Origin of the sequence: Streptomyces sp. NBC_01260 (genome assembly GCF_036226405.1) — a bacterium.
Taxonomy (GTDB): domain Bacteria; phylum Actinomycetota; class Actinomycetes; order Streptomycetales; family Streptomycetaceae; genus Streptomyces; species Streptomyces laculatispora.
The window spans coordinates 8070449-8088629 of sequence record NZ_CP108464.1; the positions used below are offsets into that span (position 1 = coordinate 8070449).

The 18181-nt window shown below is 71.2% G+C and carries 15 protein-coding genes and 1 pseudogene; 9 read left to right on the forward strand and 7 right to left on the reverse strand.

What is annotated here, in order from left to right; translation table 11 throughout:
• Window positions 1-73 precede the first annotated feature (73 nt).
• Window positions 74-1576, reverse strand: coding sequence for an exopolysaccharide biosynthesis polyprenyl glycosylphosphotransferase (locus OG322_RS35905; RefSeq protein ID WP_123467172.1), 1503 nt, complete (start codon window positions 1574-1576; stop codon window positions 74-76).
• Between the two features lie 418 nt (window positions 1577-1994).
• Here OG322_RS35905 and OG322_RS35910 point away from each other — a divergent pair, with 418 nt between their 5' ends.
• On the forward strand, window positions 1995-3254 hold the full coding sequence (locus OG322_RS35910) for an FAD-binding protein (protein ID WP_329307476.1): 1260 nt from the start codon (window positions 1995-1997) through the stop codon (window positions 3252-3254).
• A 19-nt stretch (window positions 3255-3273) separates the two neighbouring features.
• Here the strand turns inward: OG322_RS35910 and OG322_RS35915 are convergent.
• Window positions 3274-4274 (reverse strand): annotated as a pseudogene (locus tag OG322_RS35915) (MASE1 domain-containing protein).
• Between the two features lie 67 nt (window positions 4275-4341).
• Entirely contained in the window at window positions 4342-5175 is an 834-nt protein-coding gene (locus OG322_RS35920; RefSeq protein ID WP_124286335.1) for a PP2C family protein-serine/threonine phosphatase, read from the reverse strand.
• A gap of 267 nt (window positions 5176-5442) precedes the next feature.
• On the opposite strand from OG322_RS35920, the gene OG322_RS35925 reads away from it, so the two are divergent.
• The 3 genes from OG322_RS35925 (at window position 5443) to OG322_RS35935 (ending at window position 7445) form a co-directional block, all read left to right on the forward strand.
• Window positions 5443-5742, forward strand: coding sequence for a DUF1876 domain-containing protein (locus OG322_RS35925; RefSeq protein WP_123467166.1), 300 nt, complete (start codon window positions 5443-5445; stop codon window positions 5740-5742).
• Between the two features lie 103 nt (window positions 5743-5845).
• Window positions 5846-6484: a DUF6629 family protein gene (locus tag OG322_RS35930; RefSeq protein WP_124286336.1), complete on the forward strand. Its 639-nt coding sequence runs from the start codon at window positions 5846-5848 to the stop codon at window positions 6482-6484.
• 451 nt (window positions 6485-6935) lie between these two features.
• On the forward strand, window positions 6936-7445 hold the full coding sequence (locus OG322_RS35935) for a lamin tail domain-containing protein (protein WP_329307477.1): 510 nt from the start codon (window positions 6936-6938) through the stop codon (window positions 7443-7445).
• Window positions 7446-7600: 155 nt separating this feature from the next.
• Here OG322_RS35935 and OG322_RS35940 read toward each other — a convergent pair whose 3' ends face one another.
• Together OG322_RS35940 and OG322_RS35945 are read right to left on the reverse strand one after the other, a co-directional pair.
• Window positions 7601-9676 carry a SpoIIE family protein phosphatase gene (locus OG322_RS35940; RefSeq protein WP_443066577.1) on the reverse strand — a complete coding sequence of 692 codons (2076 nt, stop codon included), beginning with the start codon at window positions 9674-9676 and terminating at the stop codon, window positions 7601-7603.
• Between the two features lie 316 nt (window positions 9677-9992).
• Window positions 9993-10757, reverse strand: a complete 765-nt coding sequence (locus tag OG322_RS35945) for a tyrosine-type recombinase/integrase (RefSeq protein WP_329307478.1) — start codon at window positions 10755-10757, stop codon at window positions 9993-9995.
• Window positions 10758-10909: 152 nt separating this feature from the next.
• On the opposite strand from OG322_RS35945, the gene OG322_RS35950 reads away from it, so the two are divergent.
• From OG322_RS35950 to OG322_RS35960, 3 genes are all read left to right on the forward strand, one after another.
• Entirely contained in the window at window positions 10910-11146 is a 237-nt protein-coding gene (locus OG322_RS35950; protein ID WP_123467155.1) for a hypothetical protein, read from the forward strand.
• An 80-nt stretch (window positions 11147-11226) separates the two neighbouring features.
• A complete protein-coding gene (locus tag OG322_RS35955; RefSeq protein ID WP_329307479.1) occupies window positions 11227-12186 on the forward strand; it encodes a hypothetical protein in 960 nt (319 codons plus the stop codon).
• Window positions 12187-13061: 875 nt separating this feature from the next.
• Window positions 13062-13469 carry a spore-associated protein A gene (locus OG322_RS35960; RefSeq protein ID WP_123467147.1) on the forward strand — a complete coding sequence of 136 codons (408 nt, stop codon included), beginning with the start codon at window positions 13062-13064 and terminating at the stop codon, window positions 13467-13469.
• A gap of 535 nt (window positions 13470-14004) precedes the next feature.
• Here the strand turns inward: OG322_RS35960 and OG322_RS35965 are convergent.
• Complete coding sequence (locus OG322_RS35965) at window positions 14005-15279, reverse strand: hypothetical protein (RefSeq protein WP_123467145.1); 1275 nt, start codon at window positions 15277-15279, stop codon at window positions 14005-14007.
• A 297-nt stretch (window positions 15280-15576) separates the two neighbouring features.
• Between OG322_RS35965 and OG322_RS35970 the strand changes: the two genes are divergently transcribed.
• Complete coding sequence (locus OG322_RS35970; RefSeq protein WP_123467143.1) at window positions 15577-15849, forward strand: hypothetical protein; 273 nt, start codon at window positions 15577-15579, stop codon at window positions 15847-15849.
• Between the two features lie 602 nt (window positions 15850-16451).
• On the opposite strand, the gene OG322_RS35975 is transcribed toward OG322_RS35970, so the two are convergent.
• Window positions 16452-16724 (reverse strand): hypothetical protein, encoded by a 273-nt coding sequence (locus OG322_RS35975; protein WP_123467139.1) that lies wholly within the window; start codon window positions 16722-16724, stop codon window positions 16452-16454.
• A 946-nt stretch (window positions 16725-17670) separates the two neighbouring features.
• On the opposite strand from OG322_RS35975, the gene OG322_RS35980 reads away from it, so the two are divergent.
• Window positions 17671-18180 carry an integrase gene (locus OG322_RS35980; RefSeq protein WP_124286342.1) on the forward strand — a complete coding sequence of 170 codons (510 nt, stop codon included), beginning with the start codon at window positions 17671-17673 and terminating at the stop codon, window positions 18178-18180.
• Window position 18181 lies beyond the last annotated feature (1 nt).

The window sequence follows — 18181 nt, forward strand, 5'->3', positions numbered from 1 at the left end:
CCGGGTGGGCGGAGGCCGTCGCACTGCCGTCCACCCGGCCCCTCCCCGTTCCTCGCATCCCCTGCCGCCGCTCTCAGTAGGCCCCGCGGCCGTCGGTGACGGCGCGCAGGGTACGGGCCATGAGTCCCATGTCCGTGGCCACGGACCAGTTGTCCACGTACCAGAGGTCGAGCGACACGGTCTCCTGCCAGGACAGGTCGGAGCGCCCGCTGACCTGCCACAGGCCGGTCAGCCCCGGTTTGACCGCGAGCCGTCTCAGCTCGCGCTCGTCGTAGCGGGACACCTCGTCCGGCAGCGGCGGGCGTGGTCCGACCAGGGACATGTCACCCCGTAGGACATTGAAGAGCTGGGGCAGCTCGTCGAGGGACGAGCGGCGCAGCAGCCGGCCGACGCGGGTGACCCGGGGGTCGCGGCGCATCTTGAACATCGGGCCGTCGATCTCGTTGGAGGCGGCGAGGTGCGCCCGGTGCCGTTCGGCGTCCGCGATCATCGTGCGGAACTTCCACATGGTGAACGGCCGGTTGTGCTGCCCGTGGCGGATCTGCCGGTGGAAGACCGGTCCGCGGGAAGTGAGCCGGACCGCCGCCGCGACCAGCAGCAGCAGTGGGGCCAGTGCGAGCAGTCCGAGGGCGGCGCCGGTCCGGTCCACCGCGGCCTTGAGCGCGGGCTGCGCTCCCCGCCGCAGCGGCGGCACGATGTGCAGCAGGGTCAGTCCGGCCGCCGACGCCGGGCGGACCCGGCCCGCCGCGATCTCCGAGAGGTGCGACAGCACGGACAGTTCGAGCCCGCCGTCGTGAAGCCCCCAGGACAGCCGCCGTAATCGTTCCTCGGTGAGCTCCGGCCCCGGCACCACCAGCGCCAGGTCGGCCTCGTGCGCGAAGGCCGCGCCCAGCACCGTCGAGGCGTCGTCGTCGGCGGGTGTGGGCGCGAGCCGCCCCGGGACCGGGGCGTCGCAGTTCAGCGCCGCCGTTCCCACGGGTACGGCGGCCACCACGACGTAGCCGTGGTCCGAACGGGAGCCGAGCAGCCGCACTGCCCGGTCCACCCCCGCGGTCTCGCCGACCACCAGTACCCGGCGGGCCGTCCGCCGCTTCCCCCACCGCGGCAGCTGACGGACTCCGGACACCGCCGTGGCCGCCAGCAGGCCCGGGATCAGTGCCACGACCGCCGCCGCCGGATCGATGGACCCGTCGGCCACCGTCCAGAGCACCGCCAGTACGCCGATGAGCAGCAGCCAGTCCCCGGATACGGTCAGCGCTCCGGCCGGGCGGCCGGGCGCCCGGAGCGAGTACCGGCCACGCGCGGCCCGCACGGCGGACCACACCAGGGCCGCCGCGGACGCGCCGGCCAGAGCCCCGGGCTCGCCGTCGGTGCGCAGGACGAGCCAGCCGGGAAGCCCGAGCCCGAGCAGGTCCAGGCAGATGACCAGAGGCAGGTACCGGCCGGGTCCTGGCTTCGGCCCGGGCCGGGCGGAACGTTCGCGCTGTACGGTCGGGCCCTGCGGCAGCCGGTCGAACTTCTGGCTGCGGGGCCGGTTCGAAGTGGTCCGTGGGCGAGGTGCCCCCGCCAGTCCCACGGGTCCTGATCTATCGGATTCGGGTAGCTCGACATGCCCCATGAACCCCCCAGTCACAGTTGCATCTCCACAAACGGGGCGCATCCGCCGATCCTGTGGACTGACGGATGCGCCCTCGCTCGGTGCACGATATCCACACACGTGCCATTTCGCTGGAGTTCCAGTGAAGTTCAGACATGCGGTGTGAGCCGGAACTCGTCCCGTTCCGCGCTGGATCACAGGTTCTGTGCGCTGGTGTTGGTATTTGGGCGGCACCACAATCGGGCGGTGTGTGGATATGTACCTCCTCTTCGACAACTACCCTACGTGGCCGCTCGGTTGGTCTGCGCTGCCTGTTCGTGGGGTGGCTCCGCGGGGCTGTCTGGGAGAATGCACCGTCGGGAGACTGCGCCCGGCCTCGAGTGAAAGAGGACGCACGGTGACTCCCGCGGAGAAGAACTGGGCCGGCAACGTCACGTTCGGCGCGAGGCGACTGTGCGTACCCCGCTCGGAGGCCGAGCTGCGGGAGACGGTGGCCGCTTCCACCGCGGTACGCGCCCTGGGTACCCGGCACTCCTTCAACGCCGTCGCGGACACCGCCGGGGACCTCGTGTCGGTGGCCGGTCTGCCGCGCGTGGTCGAGATCGACCCGGCGGCCGGTGCGGTGACGGTGAGCGCGGGGCTGCGCTTCGGCGAGTTCGCCGGCGAGCTGAACGAGAGCGGCTTCGCCCTGCACAACCTGGGTTCCCTCCCGCACATCTCGGTGGCCGGCGCCTGTGCGACCGGAACCCATGGCTCGGGTGTCGGGAACCGGTCGCTCGCGGGAGCCGTCCGGGCACTGGACATGGTCACGGCGGACGGCGGGACCCTCTCCCTGCGGCGGGGCGACGCGGACTTCCCCGGAGCGGTGGTCTCCCTGGGCGCGCTGGGCGTGGTGACCCGGCTGACGCTGGACATGGTCCCGGCCTTCGACGTACAGCAGTGGGTCTACGAGGATCTTCCCGAGTCCCGGCTGACCGGGGCCTTCGACGAGGTGATGTCGGCCGCGTACAGCGTCAGCGTCTTCACCGACTGGTGCCCCGGACCGGTCGGCCAGGTGTGGCTCAAGCAGCGGGTGGGGAGCGGGGGAGCGCGGCAGGCGCCCGGCGACTGGCTGGGCGCACGGCTCGCCGACGGTCCGCGCCACCCGATCGCCGGTGTGCCGGCCGGCAACTGCACCCGGCAGCAGGGCGCCGCAGGAGCCTGGCACCGCAGGCTGCCGCACTTCCGGCGGGAGTTCACCCCCAGCAACGGGGACGAGCTGCAGTCGGAGTACTTCGTGGCCCGGGAGGACGCCGCCGCCGCCTACGAGGCGGTGGGCCGGCTCCGGGACCGGATCACCCCGCTGCTGCAGATCTCCGAGATCCGTACCGTCGCGGGGGACGACCTGTGGCTGAGCCCGGCGTCCGGCAGGGACTCGGTGGCCTTCCACTTCACCTGGATACCGGACACCGAGGCGGTGGCACCGGTCCTCCGGGAGATCGAGGAGGCGCTGGCGCCGTTCGCCGCGCGGCCGCACTGGGGCAAGGTGTTCGCCACCGCCCCCGACGTCCTGCGCACGCTGTACGGGCGGTATGCCGACTTCGAGAAGCTGATGGCCCGGTACGACCCGGCCGCCACCTTCCGCAACGACTTCCTGGACCGGCACTTCCCGCGGTGACCCCCGGGCGCGGTGGGGGTCAGCGGCCCTCGCGCTCGTCCCTCGCCCGGGACGGCCAGGCGGCCGCCGACTTGCCCGGCGCGAGGTGGTCCACCACATCGGCCAGTTCCTCGCAGGCGCGCTCGATCCGACGGCGGATGTTCTGCTGCTCCGCGACGATGGCGGCCAGCAGGAGCGACGTGAGTGCAACGGCCCCGTTGAGGACCGTGAGGTTGATCATCACCTCGACCATGCCGTGGCCGGCGAACGGACCGACTTGTTCCGTCCCCGCGACCACCGCCAGGACCGACACCAGCAGCGCGCACGGCGCGCTGCCCGCGAGCTGGAACCGCAGCGCCGCCCAGATGAGGATCGGGAACACCAGATAGAGCTCGACAGCGGACCACGGGTGGCCAGCAACGAGCCCGCGACCGTGACGGTCAGCAGCGCGCCGGCCTCGATCCACCGGTCGGTCACCCGGGGCATCCGCAACTTGCGCAGCACGACGAGGACCAGCGGGGTGACCACGAGCACCCCCATGGCGTCTCCGGCCCACCATGCCACCCAGACAGTCCAGAACCCGCTCGTGGGCAGTTTGTCGTCGAGCGCCAGCATGGCGGTGCCCACGGTCGCACTGACGGCCATCCCGGCCAACGCACCCAGGAAGACCAGCATGACGCCGTCGCGCAGCCGGTCCAGCTCCGGACGGAAGCCGACCCGGCGCAGTATCAGGCAGGCGCAGACGGGTGCGAGCGTGTTGCCCGCCACGACCGCGGCCGTCGACGGCGTCACCGAGGTGCTGAGCGTGGCGATGACGAGCAGCGAGCCCAGAGCGATCCCGGGCCAGATGTGCGGTCCCAGAATCAGCAGGCAGCCCAGGGCGATCCCGGTCGGCGGCCAGAGCGGTGTGACCACCGCGCCGTTGACGGTCACCTGCCTCAGAAGTCCCAGCCCCCCGGACACGTAGTAGGCGGCGGCGACTGCCGGCATGCGCAGTGATAATGCCGTGGCCCTGCGCCGGTACTCCTCGCTGCGGATCACGGTTCTCATCAGACACCGGCCCCCGCGGGAGGCGGCCGCGTGACACGCACCGGCCCTGATCGCTGCGTCATCCGGGGGCGGCGGGGAACGCGTCGTGGCGCAGGACGAGCACGGCGGCGTCGTCCTTGTGCCCGGTGCGCTCCGCCGTCTCCAGGATCGCGTCGGCCAGTTCGTCCGCGTCGTCGCCGACCCGGGAGCGCACCAGGCGGACCACCGCGTCCAGCCCCTCGTCGATCGAGTAGGACGGCCCCTCGATCACTCCGTCGGTGAGCAGCACGAAGGTGCCGGCGGTCGTGAGCCGCCGGGCGGTGACCGGGTACTCCTCGCCGGTCTGGATGCCGAGCGGCAGACCGCCCTCGTCCTCGGTGGTGCCCGACCGCCCGTCCGCCGTGGCCCACACCGCGGCGACATGCCCCGCGCGGGCACTCCGGAGTTCCCGGGTGAACGGGTCCATCCGGACGAAGGTGCAGGTGGCGAGGAGGCCGGAGTCCACGGACAGCAGCAGGTCATTGGTCCGCCGCACCACTTCGCCCGGATCGGCCGCGATGACGGCCAGGGCGCGCATCGCGATCCGGATCTGGCCCATGAAGGCCGCCGCCTCGACATCGTGTCCCTGCACGTCCCCGATGGCGAACGCGAGCGAACCGTCCGGCAGCTGGAAGCCGTCGTACCAGTCGCCCCCGATGTCCAGACCGCTGCGCGCGGGCGTGTAGCGGGCAGCGGTCTGCAGCCCCGGCAGGGCGGGCAGGGACGAGGGGAGCATCTCGCGCTGAAGCGCCTCGGCCAGCTCTACCCGCGCCTGATGAAGCTCCACCTCGCGGCGTGCCCGGGAGGTGAGGTGCTGGAGCGTGGTCAGCAATTCCTCGGCACTGGCCGAGCGGGGAGGACGACGCCGGTTCATGGGCCGCTCCGCAGCGCGTGTGGTGGCGAGCCGCACCACAGAGTCTGTCGTGGCGGGACGATCCGGCGATCAGCGCTTCGGATCCGGGACAGGGCCGCGCGCTGCTTCGGACGCGGCTCACGTCATCCTATTTCGGTGCGGTGATCCGCGCAGTCCGAGCGGACAGCGGCTGCCCGGAACGCGCGTGGCCCGCCGGTTGGGTGGATGCTGGGAGTGAGCCCGTATGGCGGCGTCGCCTGGCGGCCGGCGCGGGCCGGGAGGTGTGCGATGAGCCGGACGTTGGAATGGACGGTCCACGTGGACCTGTCCGAGGAGGACGGCGCGACGAAGGCGGAGGCGGTGCTCGACACCGGCACGGCGAAACTCACCGGCCACGGCGTCGCCCGCTGCAGCCCACAGGACCCGGACGTCCCCACCATCGGTGACGAACTCGCGGCGAGCCGTGCGATGCGCGATGTCGCGGCCCAGCTGATGAGCGTGGCCGACCGCGAACTCGGAGAGGCCGGCGCGGGGCCCGCGGACGGGCCGGTGCCGCCGCCGTACGCCTGGTCGGACGCGACGGCCTGAGCCTGCCGCACGGCCCGTGTAACGGCCCGTGCCCACGGGAGGGGCCGTAGCGTGACCGGGGAGGAGACCGGTTCACGCGAACGAGAGACCCCCGGGTGACGCCATGTGCTGGAGCGCGACCGCCGATCTTGTCGCGGGCACCGCAGTGGCCGCGATCGGCGTGGCCTGCGTCCTGCGGACGCGCCGGACCCGGGACCTGCCGCTCGCCGCGCTCCCGCTGCTGCTGGGCGCCCATCAGATCATCGAGTCCGCGGTCTGGCGCGCGGACGGCGGCACCGGCCCGGCGACCGTGGCCTGGGCCGTCATCGCACTGCCGCTGCTGGCGCTGTGGGTACCGGTGGGTGTGCTGTGCGCGGCGCCGCCGAACGCCCGGCGTCGTCTGCTGGTGCCCCTGGCGGCCGGAGCCGCGACGTCCGCCGCCCTCGGGTACAGCCTGGCCGTCCGGCCCGTGACCGCGCAGATCCGGGGGCACACCCTGGGCTATGTGCTCGATCTGCCGCGTCCGGGGCTGCTCATCGCGGGCTACCTCCTGGCCACCGTCGGATCGCTGCTGCTGTCCGGCGACCGGTGGCTGCGGTGGCTCGGGGCGCTGGCCGGGACCGGGGCCGCGGTCTGCGCCGCCCTGTGGCGGCTGGAGTTCATCTCGACCTGGTGCGCGTTCGCCGCCGTGTGCTCGGTGGTCCTGCTCGGCTGGTCCGGGAGGCGCCGCCCCGCCGAGGCGGCCGTACCTGCCGGGCCGTGAACCTCGATTCATCGCAGCCCTGCCACTCGGCCACGCGCGGTCCACACTGGCGCGATCACACGCCTCGCCCGTTGTTCGAGAGAACTTCTGTGCGCTCTTTCCGGGGGTAACGGAACGGACGTTCAGGTCCGATCGTGCGGTGGCTGTTACAGGTTCCGGGACCCGATCCATGTGCCCTGTACGGCCTGCGGTGTTGGGGGAGCCAGGGTGTCCGCCCGCGTCAACCCGGCGCCGTACGGCTGGATGCAGCGGACAGGGATTGACAGGTACCCGGAGGGTCCGGTGGGTGGCGCCTGCAGCCGTGTGTGACGGAAATGTCCGCACTTCGTAACACGTACCGGGGTGGTGTCCATTGAACGGGCAACAGGGTCAAAGTGTGCCTTCTCGGCATCACGCCGGGACCGAAAAACGCCCGGACCGCACGGTCCGGGCCTGCATCTGAGGGGTCTTCATGTCCCGTTCCGCACGGCGGATCACCGCCACCGTTCTCGCTTCCGGCGCACTCCTGGCCGCCGCCGCTCTTCCGGCGACCGCAGACGGCCACGGCCACGGCCACGACCACGGTCACGACCACGGCCGAGGCCACAGCAAGCCGGCCCCGCGCTCGGCCGTCGTCCTGGGCAAGATCCAGCACGACAGCCCCGGCCGCGACAACCGCTCGAACCGGAGCCTGAACGGTGAATGGGTCACCGTCACCAACACCGGCCGCAGCTCGGTCAACCTGCGCGGCTGGACCCTCAGTGACGAGAGCCACCGCACCTACCGCTTCGATCTGCGTCTGGCCGGCCGCTCCTCGGTGCGCGTGCACACCGGTGTCGGCCGCGACGACAGCCGTGATGTCTACCAGGACCTCCGCCGCCACGTCTGGGACAGCAGCGACACGGCGACCCTCAGGGACGAACACGGTCACAAGATCGACTCGAAGTCCTGGGGCCGCCACCACCACGGGGGCCGCCGCTGACCGCTGACCGCCGCCCCCTGAACCCGGGGCCGCTGCCGGCTTCCTGACCGCGGCGCACCACGGCCCACCCGGCCGCGGTGCGCCGCACCTGTGTCCGCTGACCCGGGCAGGTCCGGGCCGAGGGCCGGCCCCGGCACCCATCGGCTGCCGGCCCGTCAGGAGCCGCCGTCGGGGGCCGGGATCTCCTGTTCGGTCCACAGGGCCTTGCCGTCGGGGCCGTACCGGGTGCCCCAGTGCGTGGCGAGCTGCGACACGATGAACAGGCCGCGGCCGCCCTCGTCCACGGTCCGCGCGTGGCGCAGGTTGGGCGCCACCGGACTGGTGTCGTGGACCTCGCAGGTCAGGGTGCGGTCCAGCAGGAGACGCAGATGCAGCGGCGGGGTCCCGTAGCGGACCGCGTTGGTGATCAGCTCGCTCACGATCAGTTCGGTCGCCTCGATCGTCTCCTCGTCGAGGTTCCACCCTTCGAGCCGGTCCCGGACGAGCGTACGGGCGATGGCCGGCGTGGTCCGGTCGTGAGCCAGTTCCCAGGTCGCGACCCGGTCGGGCGGGACCACGCCGGTCCGGGCGAGAAGCAGCGCGGCACCGTCGGGATGGGCGTCGGCGGGCAGGCCGTAGATGATGGCGTCGCACAGCTGCCGCAGGCGGCGGTCCGGATAGGCGAGCGCGTCCTGCACCCTGGCCACGGCCCGGGTGTCCGGCAGCAGCGAACCGGTGAGGAACGCCAGCACACTGCCCTCGTCGAGCTCGATCGTCGCCGTGGCGAAGGGGGCGCTGTCCTCGGAGAAGAGCGGTGGACCCTCCGGTACGTCGAGGACGATCGGGCTGCCGTCGGGCGCCACGACGACCGGCGCCGGATGTCCCGCCCGCGCCACGGTGCAGGTCCGGGCGAACGGGTCGTAGACCGCGTACATGCAGGTCGCAGTCAGGGACTGATTGTGCAGCGAGTCGCCGGGCGGCAGCGACCTGCGCTCCTCGGCCAGCCGGTCCGCCGTGTCGTTGAGCCGGGCCAGCACCTCGTCGGGTTCCAGGTCGAGGCCGGACAGCGCGTGGATGACCGTGCGCAACTGCCCCATGGTGATGGCCGTCTGCAGCCCGTGCCCCTCGACATTGCCGATGATCAGCGCGGTACGCGCACCGGACAGCCCGATGGTGTCGAACCAGCAGCCGCTGTTGCGCCCCGGAAGCAGCGCGTGCGCGGTCTCGACGGCGACCCGGGCACCGTTGTGCTGGGGGAGCAGCCGGCGCTGGACGGTCGACGCGATCACGTGGTCGCGCTCGTAGCGCCGCGCGTTCTCGATGCTCAGCGCGGCATGGGCGGCCGCCGTCAGAGCGAGGGCGAGGTCGGCCTCGTCGTACGGCTCGACGCCACGGAACCGGTAGAGACTCACCAGGCCGAGCACGGCGCCGTGAAGTTTCAGCGGGACCACGATCAGGGAGTGGGCCCCGGACACCTCGATCATCTGCGCGCTGTCCGGATCCGCGGCCAGCCACGGGGTGTCCGGGCCGAGCGTGGACAGCCGGGGGCGCAGATCCGTGACGGCGAGCGCGAACGGCGTACGGCCGGGCAGCCGCCGCATGTCTCCGGCCATGCTGTCGCCGCCGGACCCCCGCTGTGCCGCGCGGCGCAGCGGGACATCGCGCCCCAGCGGACTGAGCGGAGGGGGTGAACCCCGCAGGATCTCGTCCACCACCTCGACCACGGCGAAGTCGGCGAACCGCGGCACCAGCGCCGTCACCAGGCCCTCGCAGGTCGCCGCCACATCGAGGGAGTGGCCCACTTCTCTGCGTACGGCCGTCAGGCACTCCGCCCGGGAACGCGCCTTCTCCCGCTCGTTGATGTCGACGACCGCCGCGAGCAGCCCGAGCGGCCGCCCCCGCGGGTCGTCCAGGCGGTGGAGGGTGACCATCAGGCTGCGGCTGGGGCCGGGCGCCCGCATCAGCCGCCCGCGGAAGACCCGGTTGAGCACGGGCAAGCCGCTCTCCAGCACCTGGTGCAGCAGCCGTTGCGCTTCTTCCGGATCATCGAGCCGGTAGGCCTCGGTGAAGTGCAGTCCCACCAGCTGGTCGGCGCCGACCGCGTCGGACAGGGCGTGGACGCGCTCCACCCGCAGTTCCGTGTCCAGGACGTGCAGTCCCACCGCGGGCTGGCTGAACAGGGCGTCCAGGAGTGCCACCGCCATGACATCGCCCGTGGGCGTCCCAGGGACCGGTCCACCGGCGTCCGACACGTCGCACCCCCTTCAGGCTCCGCCACCCCAGCGAATCGGCAGCTTTCGGGACAGCCTGCGCAGCTCCCGTCCGGCCCCGCCACCGTGCGGGGCCGAACGGGTGAAGCGGCTGCCGCGCGCACCGCCGCGTTCCGGCTCCGGACGGACGGCAACCTTTCCGGGTCCGGCGGTCACTGACGTTACGTAACCCGCCCCCACCCCCGGAAGGCATCCACCGTGGCTCCTGAGCACCCCCCGATCCTCCCGCAGACGCCGCACCACCCGGACCCGCACGCTGCCCGGCGCGGTGGCGGCGGGCCTGCTGGCCGCCGCCGGGCTACTCAGAGTCGGGGATCTGGGCAGTCACATCAACTTCGCTCGCCGCGGTCGCGCTCTCGGTCAGGAAGCGCCCAATCGCCGCCCGGCCTCGATTGCCTGACTTCGGCATGAAGTGCACATAGGCGCGGAGCGTGAACGCCGGGTCGGCACGACCGAGCCAGGCGGCCAGTTGAGTAATGGTCTCGCCCTCGGTCAGCACAACGCCGGCGAACGTATGCCGCAAGGCGTGGAAGCCGAACTTGCGCGGCATGTCCCACTTCCCCCGCCACGGGTTCTTCCCCGCCTTCGGATCCAGGTAGGTCACCACGGCCGTCGGGATGAGACCGGCTCCCGCAAGCGCCGCCTTCCAGCACTTGTCGTTGAACGTGTCCCTGTTGACGGCTCCGCCGTTCACACCGCTCCTGAACTGCGTGGTCACGAGCAGCCGCACGGTTCTCTTCGGGCGGTCCTGCCACGCCGGACTGGGCCGGTCCGGGGCGACCGAGGGCAGGGTGACCTCAACGGTTGGGAATCGGTTCGCGTACTCCTTGACGGCCTTGACGGCCTTGGCGAGCTCGGGTGCGCACGGCGCAGCCCGTTCCTTGTTGCCCTTCGGTGGGCCGAACCCGAAGTGGCCGTTGACCTTCACGATCTGCCGGACGACGTTGATGTCTTCCCCGTCGATATCGTCCGGGGAGAAGCCGAGCGCTTCCCCCTGACGTAGCCCGGCACCAGCGGCGAGGCTCACGAGAACGCAATCGAGCTCGACGAAGCCGACGGCCACCCGCGCCAGTCCGACACCCCCACCCCGCGCACCTGCGACGACGAGAACACGCTCGTGACCGTCGACATGAGCCCCGAAGGCGGCGGCGCCGTCGACATGTGCACCAGCTGCTACGACGCCATGCAGCACGAGATCGACGAGGACGTGCAGCGATGACCGACCGCCCCACTGCCGCTGTCGCCCGCTGGAACGCTGCGCACCCGATCGGTACCCCGGTCGTCGCCTACCCCGGCTTCCGCCCCGAGGTCGACAAGAACGGCATGCGCCTCGTCACCCGCACCCGCAGTGCCGCGTCCGTGCTCGGCTGGCACACCGCGGTCGTCTGGGTGGAGGGGCACGGCGCGTGCATCGCGCTCTCCCACGTCGACCCGAGCCCGACCACCGCATGACCGTCGTGTGCCCGACCGGCGGCTATCCGGTCGGGCACCCCGTCAGCATCCCACCCACCCCGCACACCAGGAGACCCCCAGTGACCGAGCAGCCCGCCGTCTGGTCCGACACCGATCCGCTGATGACCGCCATCGCCGCTGCCGTGTACGAGCAGTGCGCCTCGCATCCCGAGCGGAGCCTGACCGTTGATGACCCGCGCAACATCGCGGCCGTCGCCGCCACGGTGGCCCGGCAGGTCCTCGGCACCACCACCGAGACGGACACCACCCCGGCCGCCGCCGAGCAGAAGCCTGAGGACCACCCCGGCGCCGAGCTGTTCGCCCAGCTCCGCAGGGCCGGGCTCGACCCGGACACGGCGCACAAGCGGATCTACGCCTACGCCGCGATGGTGCTGCGCCAGGACAAGGCGATCGCCCCCGAGCCCGCACCCGCCGACCGGGCCGCCGGGCTGCGGGAAGCCGTCGAGGTGGCCGTGCGAGCCGCACGAGCGTGCGGTGACAGCGAGACCGGGCAGTACGCCGCATCCATCGCGGCGGGTATCGGTCGAGAGCTCCGCCGCATGGCCGACGAGGCGCAGCAGCCCACCCCCACCGAGGCCGCGGCGCACCCGGCCGAGCACACCTGGGCCGCCGAGCTGCACGACCCGCTCGCCACCGAGTGGATCCCCAGCAGGCGGTACGTCACCCGCGATCGGGCGGTGGCCGACCTGCAGCACGGGAGAGCGATTGGTCCGACGTGGAAGGACGGCACCCCGACCCAGCGCCGACTTGTTCGCGCGACGACCACGTACACCGTCGAGCCCACCCCCGCCTCGACCGAGGACGCGCCCGTGGCGGCCTACCGCGAGCCCCACAACCCCCGCGTGCTGCTCTGCCGGGAACACGGCGAGCAGTGGCGCGGCCTCGTCCCCGTCACGTCCGACGACCTGCCCGACGGAGGGACCTGCACATTCGGGCAGCTGTCCAGCCTGACGTGCGGCCGAGACGTCCTGATCACCCCCGCCTCGACCGAGGAGCCGGCCGGGGGCATGTCGTGCTGAGCGCGATCCTTCACCGCCTCCGGAACCACCACCGGTCCGACCGGGCCCGCCGACGCAGGCCGGTCTGCCGGTGCGGCCGAGCCCACCCCGGACCACGGGACGAGACGCCCGCCGCACCGCCGCCCTCCGCGCCCTCGCCCAACGCCCAACCACCCGACCGCCCCGATTCCCCGGCGAAACCCCGCCCGGCGGCGACCTCCCCGACGACCCGGACCTAGCCGCCGCATCCCTCAACGCCCGCTACGACGGGCTGCCGTTCCCAGGGGAGCCGACCCGATGAGCGCCGCATCCCCCTCGACGACCTCACCAGCGACGCCCTCGACCAGCTCTACGACGACCGGGACGCCGCACGCGACCGCCTCGACTTCCACGACCGGTACACGATGCCGGACCTGCGCCGCCGCACCGAGGCCGACGCCGCAGCGATCCGCCGGTGGCGCGCCCGCGCAGAGCAGGCCGAGGCCGCCAACGAACGCGTGCGGGAACTGCACCGCACGCCAGCCACGGCGACACCTGCGTCTACTGCGCACCCGGCCAACGCACCGGCTACGACACCACCTGGCCCTGCGACACCATCCGAGCCCTCGACGCGCAGCAGCCCACCACCTGACCCACCCGCGGCCGGCCGGGACCCCACCCCGGCCGGCACACCACCCGTGCCCGTCCGCCAGTTGACCGTTCGTCTCGACCCCGACACGTCCCGGCTGCTGCGTTGCTACCCGTGCCAGTCCCCGACCGTTGTCCTCCGCCGCGCCATGCTCATGCTCACTACCGCCGACGGGCATGTAGACACCGCTGGCTGGTTTGTGCCTCTTGAGTAGCCGTCAACAACCACAGAGCATCACCCAGACGCCAACTTAAAACGTGGGGGACAAATGAAGATCGGCCGCAAGATCGCCACAACCGTCGGCGCACTCGCACTCATGGTCGGCGGGGGACTCGTCATGGCGCCCTCCGCGAGCGCCGCAGTCGCCTACAACGGAGCCTGCGGATCCGGCTACAACGTCATACGAAGCCTCACGATGAGCGCCTTCGGTACCGGATACCTCACCTACAGCTCCGCCACCGGCAAGAACTGCGTCGTCATCATGAACGGCACCGGCGGAAGCACCTACATGAACGCGATCATCGTCGCCAGCAGCGGCGGCACTGTGGAAGAGGACTACGGGTACTTCAGCTCATACGCCGGCCCGGTCTACTACTACGCACCCGGGCAGTGCGTCGACTGGGGCGGCCTGATCGACCAGTACTACCGAATGGAAAGAAACGTCGCGTGTAGCTGAGGCCATGCCAGACGGGTGCACACGCCCGCGACTGCGCCCCCGCACCGGAAACCGGGCGGCGGCGCAGCACTTGCGAGTATCAGCGGCCTGCCTGACGCGTATGTCCCGTGCCAGCGCGAGTCAGCCAGCATGTCTGCTTGTTCTCGTCATTCAGGTACCAGACGCGTCCGCCGCCTGTGATCCGGGCTTCCTCGTCCAGTTGTGGCCACGTGTCCGTGTGCGGCTTGAGGCCACCGAGTTGGCGGCTGAGGCTCATCCACCCGTCCACGGCCGCGTCAGTGCCCTCCAGGGGGCGCCGGGCCGTATCTCGGAAGGATTCCGCGGCCGGGAGCTCACCGGGACCCAGACGGTGCGCGTACAACTGCCGCAGCCGAGTCCACCGCAGCACCACCCGGATCCAGGTGCGCCTTCAAGTCCTGCTCCTCCCAGCCGGCGGCGAGAGCAGCAGCGACGAGGGCGAGCAGCCGTGACAACGGCTGCACCACCGTTCGGCTTCACAGCCTGGCGGGGGTGCAGATGTGTGGGCGTCACGCGTTCAGGGAATCTCTTCGAGCAGCCGGATGAGGGCGTGCAACTGCGGCGTGAGTTCGTCCTCATCCAGCCCGTCGGGCATCGGCGGCCGCTCCACGGGCTCGCTGTACGGGCGGGGGACGTAGAAGGCCCGCCAGGCGATGGCCACCGCGCGGAGGTCGCCGCCGGCCAGGTCCGCGCGCAGGGGCAGCAGCTCCTCCAGCCACGGACCCGGGTCGGCGTACAGGTAGGAGAGCTCACCGTCTGCCTCGTCGCGGTGGAGCTCCAGCACGAGATCGTCGTCAACGATCGTGCTCGCGACGCGGAGCAGGCTTTCGTAGGGGGCTATCTGTGGGGCCAGCGTGCCCGGGAGCCGCAGCCACAGAGTGCGCGTTCCTTCCTGACTGAAGCGGAGACCGGCGTCGAAGTACTTGCAGACGATCTCGGCCGCAGACCCGGCGACCGGGTGCTCGGCCCAGTCGGACCACTGGTCGAGCACGACCGACTCGGACGTGACCTCCGCCCAGGGCAGCGCTGCCCGCAGTTCGAGCATCTGCTGATCATTGAGATGGCGCTCGATGGTCCGGAACTCGTAGTACCAGTGCCTCCCCCGCCTGGACGGAACGTCTTGCAGCAGCGGCTGCGGCACCTCACGGCGAAGGTCGTTCCCGTACCACTGCCATTTCCGCACCGCTCTTGACGCGTGCCTTGCTCTGCCCACGGCACCGTCAATTCCGAGATCGCGTTCAGCCTGCTCGTAATCGTCCTGGTCGTCGCTGTAGGCACCGTCCAGGTACCAGCCGAGGAACGCTGTACGCCGTGCGGCCTGCTGTGTGTCGCCTGCCCGCCCGATCTGAGCGTGGATCGCCCTCACGAGTCCGGGACGGTCCGCATGCTCGGTCCGCATCCGTGCCAGCTGCACACGAAATAGCTGGACGAGGGCGCCGATATCCCGGTCGATCTCGGGCCGGGCCCGGTAACTGTCCGCGGGGCTGGCCAGGCGTGCCAGCACCGCGGCCATCAGCCTGGTCAGCACCCGGGTACAGGATGCGGACCGCAGCGGAATCTGATGCAACTCCACCCCGCCGGCCGCGCCGTTGCCGGGCACCGTGTGCTCCAGGAACAGCAGCACACCCGCCGGCTCGTCCAGCCATATCCGGTGCCGGACCTCGGCAGGTGCCGCGTGCGCCGCGGCCATCCTGTCCAGCTCCCGCGCGCCGGGATTCTCCTCTCGCACACGCCGCGCAAGGGCGTCGGCGTCACCGGCCGCACCGGTGGCGATGAGCTGCTCCTGGTCCATGAATGACATCCCCCTGGCTCGCGAGGTCACCATGGTGCCAACCGGTCCGGAATTTGGCAGCGCAACGGCAGGACGGGCCCCAGTGGCGTTCGGGCCGGGGTCCACCGCGGCCGCACTCCACGGGACCTGGACTGGCTGAGCGGCCGCCAGCGAAATACCAGCTTCGGCCCGCATTGTCAGTGCCTCATGCCACTGTGAACACAAACCCGGTGACACCCTGTTGCCTCGAAGTCAGAAGTCGATGCCGTCACCGGGTGAACCCAACGAGCTCAGCACTGACGCAAGGACACCCTTCCCATGAGCACCCTGAACTGGCGCACCGCAACTCACGTTGTCCTGAACGACACCCTGATCCCCGACCCGAACGCCGGCCACAACCTCCTCGGCCAACTCCGGAACGTGCGCGTCGCAGTCGAGGGAAGCTTCCTCCACATCGACCCCAGACAGCCCCAGGACGCCGACACCTCAGCCGGGGAGGAGTTCGACGTGCACATCGTGCCAGCGTCCGCTGTCAACACCATCACCTACCGGGACGCTGAGCGGCGTACCGGACGGCTCGCAGGCTTCTGATAGCCACCACCGTGGCAACGACTGCACCCCGCCCGGCCGTGAAGCCGAACGGGGGTGCATCTACGTGCGGGGGTCACACCGCGGTCTTGCCGGTGCGGGCTCCACGGCCAGGCGCAGCAGCCTGGGCCGCCTCGCCAGAAACCGTCCAATGCGCGCCGCAACAACATCCACCCGAGCGCACCTCTCTGCCACACTGAACCCGGCCCCGCTGTCACCCCCGTTGACGCGGCCACCCCGGAGGGCAACCCATGAACTGCGGAAACTGCGGCGCAGCAGCCAGCCAAGGCCCCGACGGGTCCTGGACCTGCTCCAACCAATGCGGCTGGTCCTCCAACGCACCCGCACCCACCATCACCCCCGAGATCACCACCACCCGGTGCCGCGGCTGCGACGCCGAAGTCCACGGCCTCGACGGCCGATACGCGTGCGGGCTGTGCGGCTGGTCAAACCACTGGGCGGAAGGCCACCGGCCACTCCCCACCGCGGAAAATCGGCGCTGAGCCCAGCCGCGCCGACCCTGTCAGCCTGCCGCAGCAGAACCGTTGCACGGCAAAGCCCCCACCCAGACGTGCAGCGAGGGCTCGGAGTGATCAACCCGGCTGCTAGCCGCCGAGGTCCGACCATTCGCCTTCGGTCTTCACGCTATGCAGCGGCTTGTCGTCGTGCTCGTAGTGCGCCAGCGCCAGCCCCAGCGTGAAGAAAGTGGGTGCCCACTCGCCGACGAAGATTCCCACACGGTCAGCGCGCGCCACGCCCGCCGGCTCGACTCTCATCGACCCGAACCACGAGGTGACGGACAAGCCGATCGAGATGAAAGCGGCGGTGTAGGCGTGCTCGGACTTCAGGCCTTTGTCATGCAGCATCTTGACGATCATGGCTCTCCAGGGGAGCAGGGGCAAACCATCACGTCCAGCCTCACCCCGGACAGCTGGTGTCGCATCTCGTCAGAACCGCAACGCCGGATGACACGCCCCGCACATCTGCAGCGACGGCAGCCCCTGCTCGCCGCGGATCTCGTGCGTGCGGGTGACCTCGTCGCAGTCCGGGCCCCGCAGTGCGGCACCCGCTCCCACCCTGCCGGTCTGACGCCGTTCCGGGCTTCCTCGCCGAGTTGCCGCCACGTGTCCGTGTGCGGCTTGTGCGCACCGATCTGACGGCTGAGGTTCATCCACCCGTCCACAGCCACATAGGTACCCTCCAGCGGGCGCTGGGCGGCCTCCCGGAAGGCTTCCGCGGCCGGGAAGCTCGCGCGGGTCCAGGCGGTGCGCGTACACGGCCGCAGAGCGCGGTGCCTACGCCTGCCGCCCCTGTCCCGACCGCATCGACCTCAACCTCCGCGCCCTCGTCGGCCCCGACGGCCTGTACGGCCAGCTCGGCAGTCGGCTCGCACCCGGATCCGGCAGCAGCGGCCCCGCCGTGTCCGGCAGCCGCACCGCGCCGCTTCCCGTCCGGCTGGAGCCGCTGGCACACCGAGGCGCTGCAGCTGTCCATGGCCGCCCGACGGATCGCGGCGTAATTCGCTGTCCGCAGCCACCAGACCTCACCCACGATCTGCGCACCGAAAGGAATCCGGCATGCAGAAGATCCCGACACTGTTCGTCCGCGACTTCAACGCCCGCCCGGCGCACGTGATCCCGCAGATCACCCCCGGCTGCGAGTGGGTCACCGCAGGGGACGGCGAGGCCACCCGGAAGTACGACGGCACGTGCGTCATGCTCGACGAAGCCGGGGAGTGGTGGGCACGGCGCGAGGTCAAGGCCGGCAGGACGCCCCCGGCCGGGTACGTGACCATCTCGGTCGACGACGGACAGGGAAGACGTGATGGCCCGCCGCTCCGAACGTTCCGGCCTCCACATCGAGGACGTGAAGGAAGACGACGAAGGCGACCTCACCATCCTGATCCGATCCTCCAAGACCGACCAGGAAGGCGATGGCGCAGAAGTCATCGTGCCGCGCGGCGTCCACAACGAGACCGACCCCGTCCGCGTCGTCCGCGCATACAGGGAGGCCCTCGTCGAGCGTGGCGTCACGACAGGACGGCTCCTGCGGGCCATCAACCAGTGGGACCAGATCACTCACGACACGATGTCCGGGGACGCGATCAACGAGATGGTGCAGCGGCGAGCGGCGCGCGTCCTCCCCGACGACAACCTGGTCTGCACCGCGCACGGCTTCCGGGCTGGCGGCGCTGGAGAGGCGTACAAGAACAAGGCCCCACTTTCCGCCATTCGCAACCAGGGGCGGTGGGCCGAGGGTTCGCCGCAGATCCTGGAGTACATCCGCGTCGTCGATGCTCGTGCGGAGAACCCGGTGAGGGGAATCGGCCTGTGAC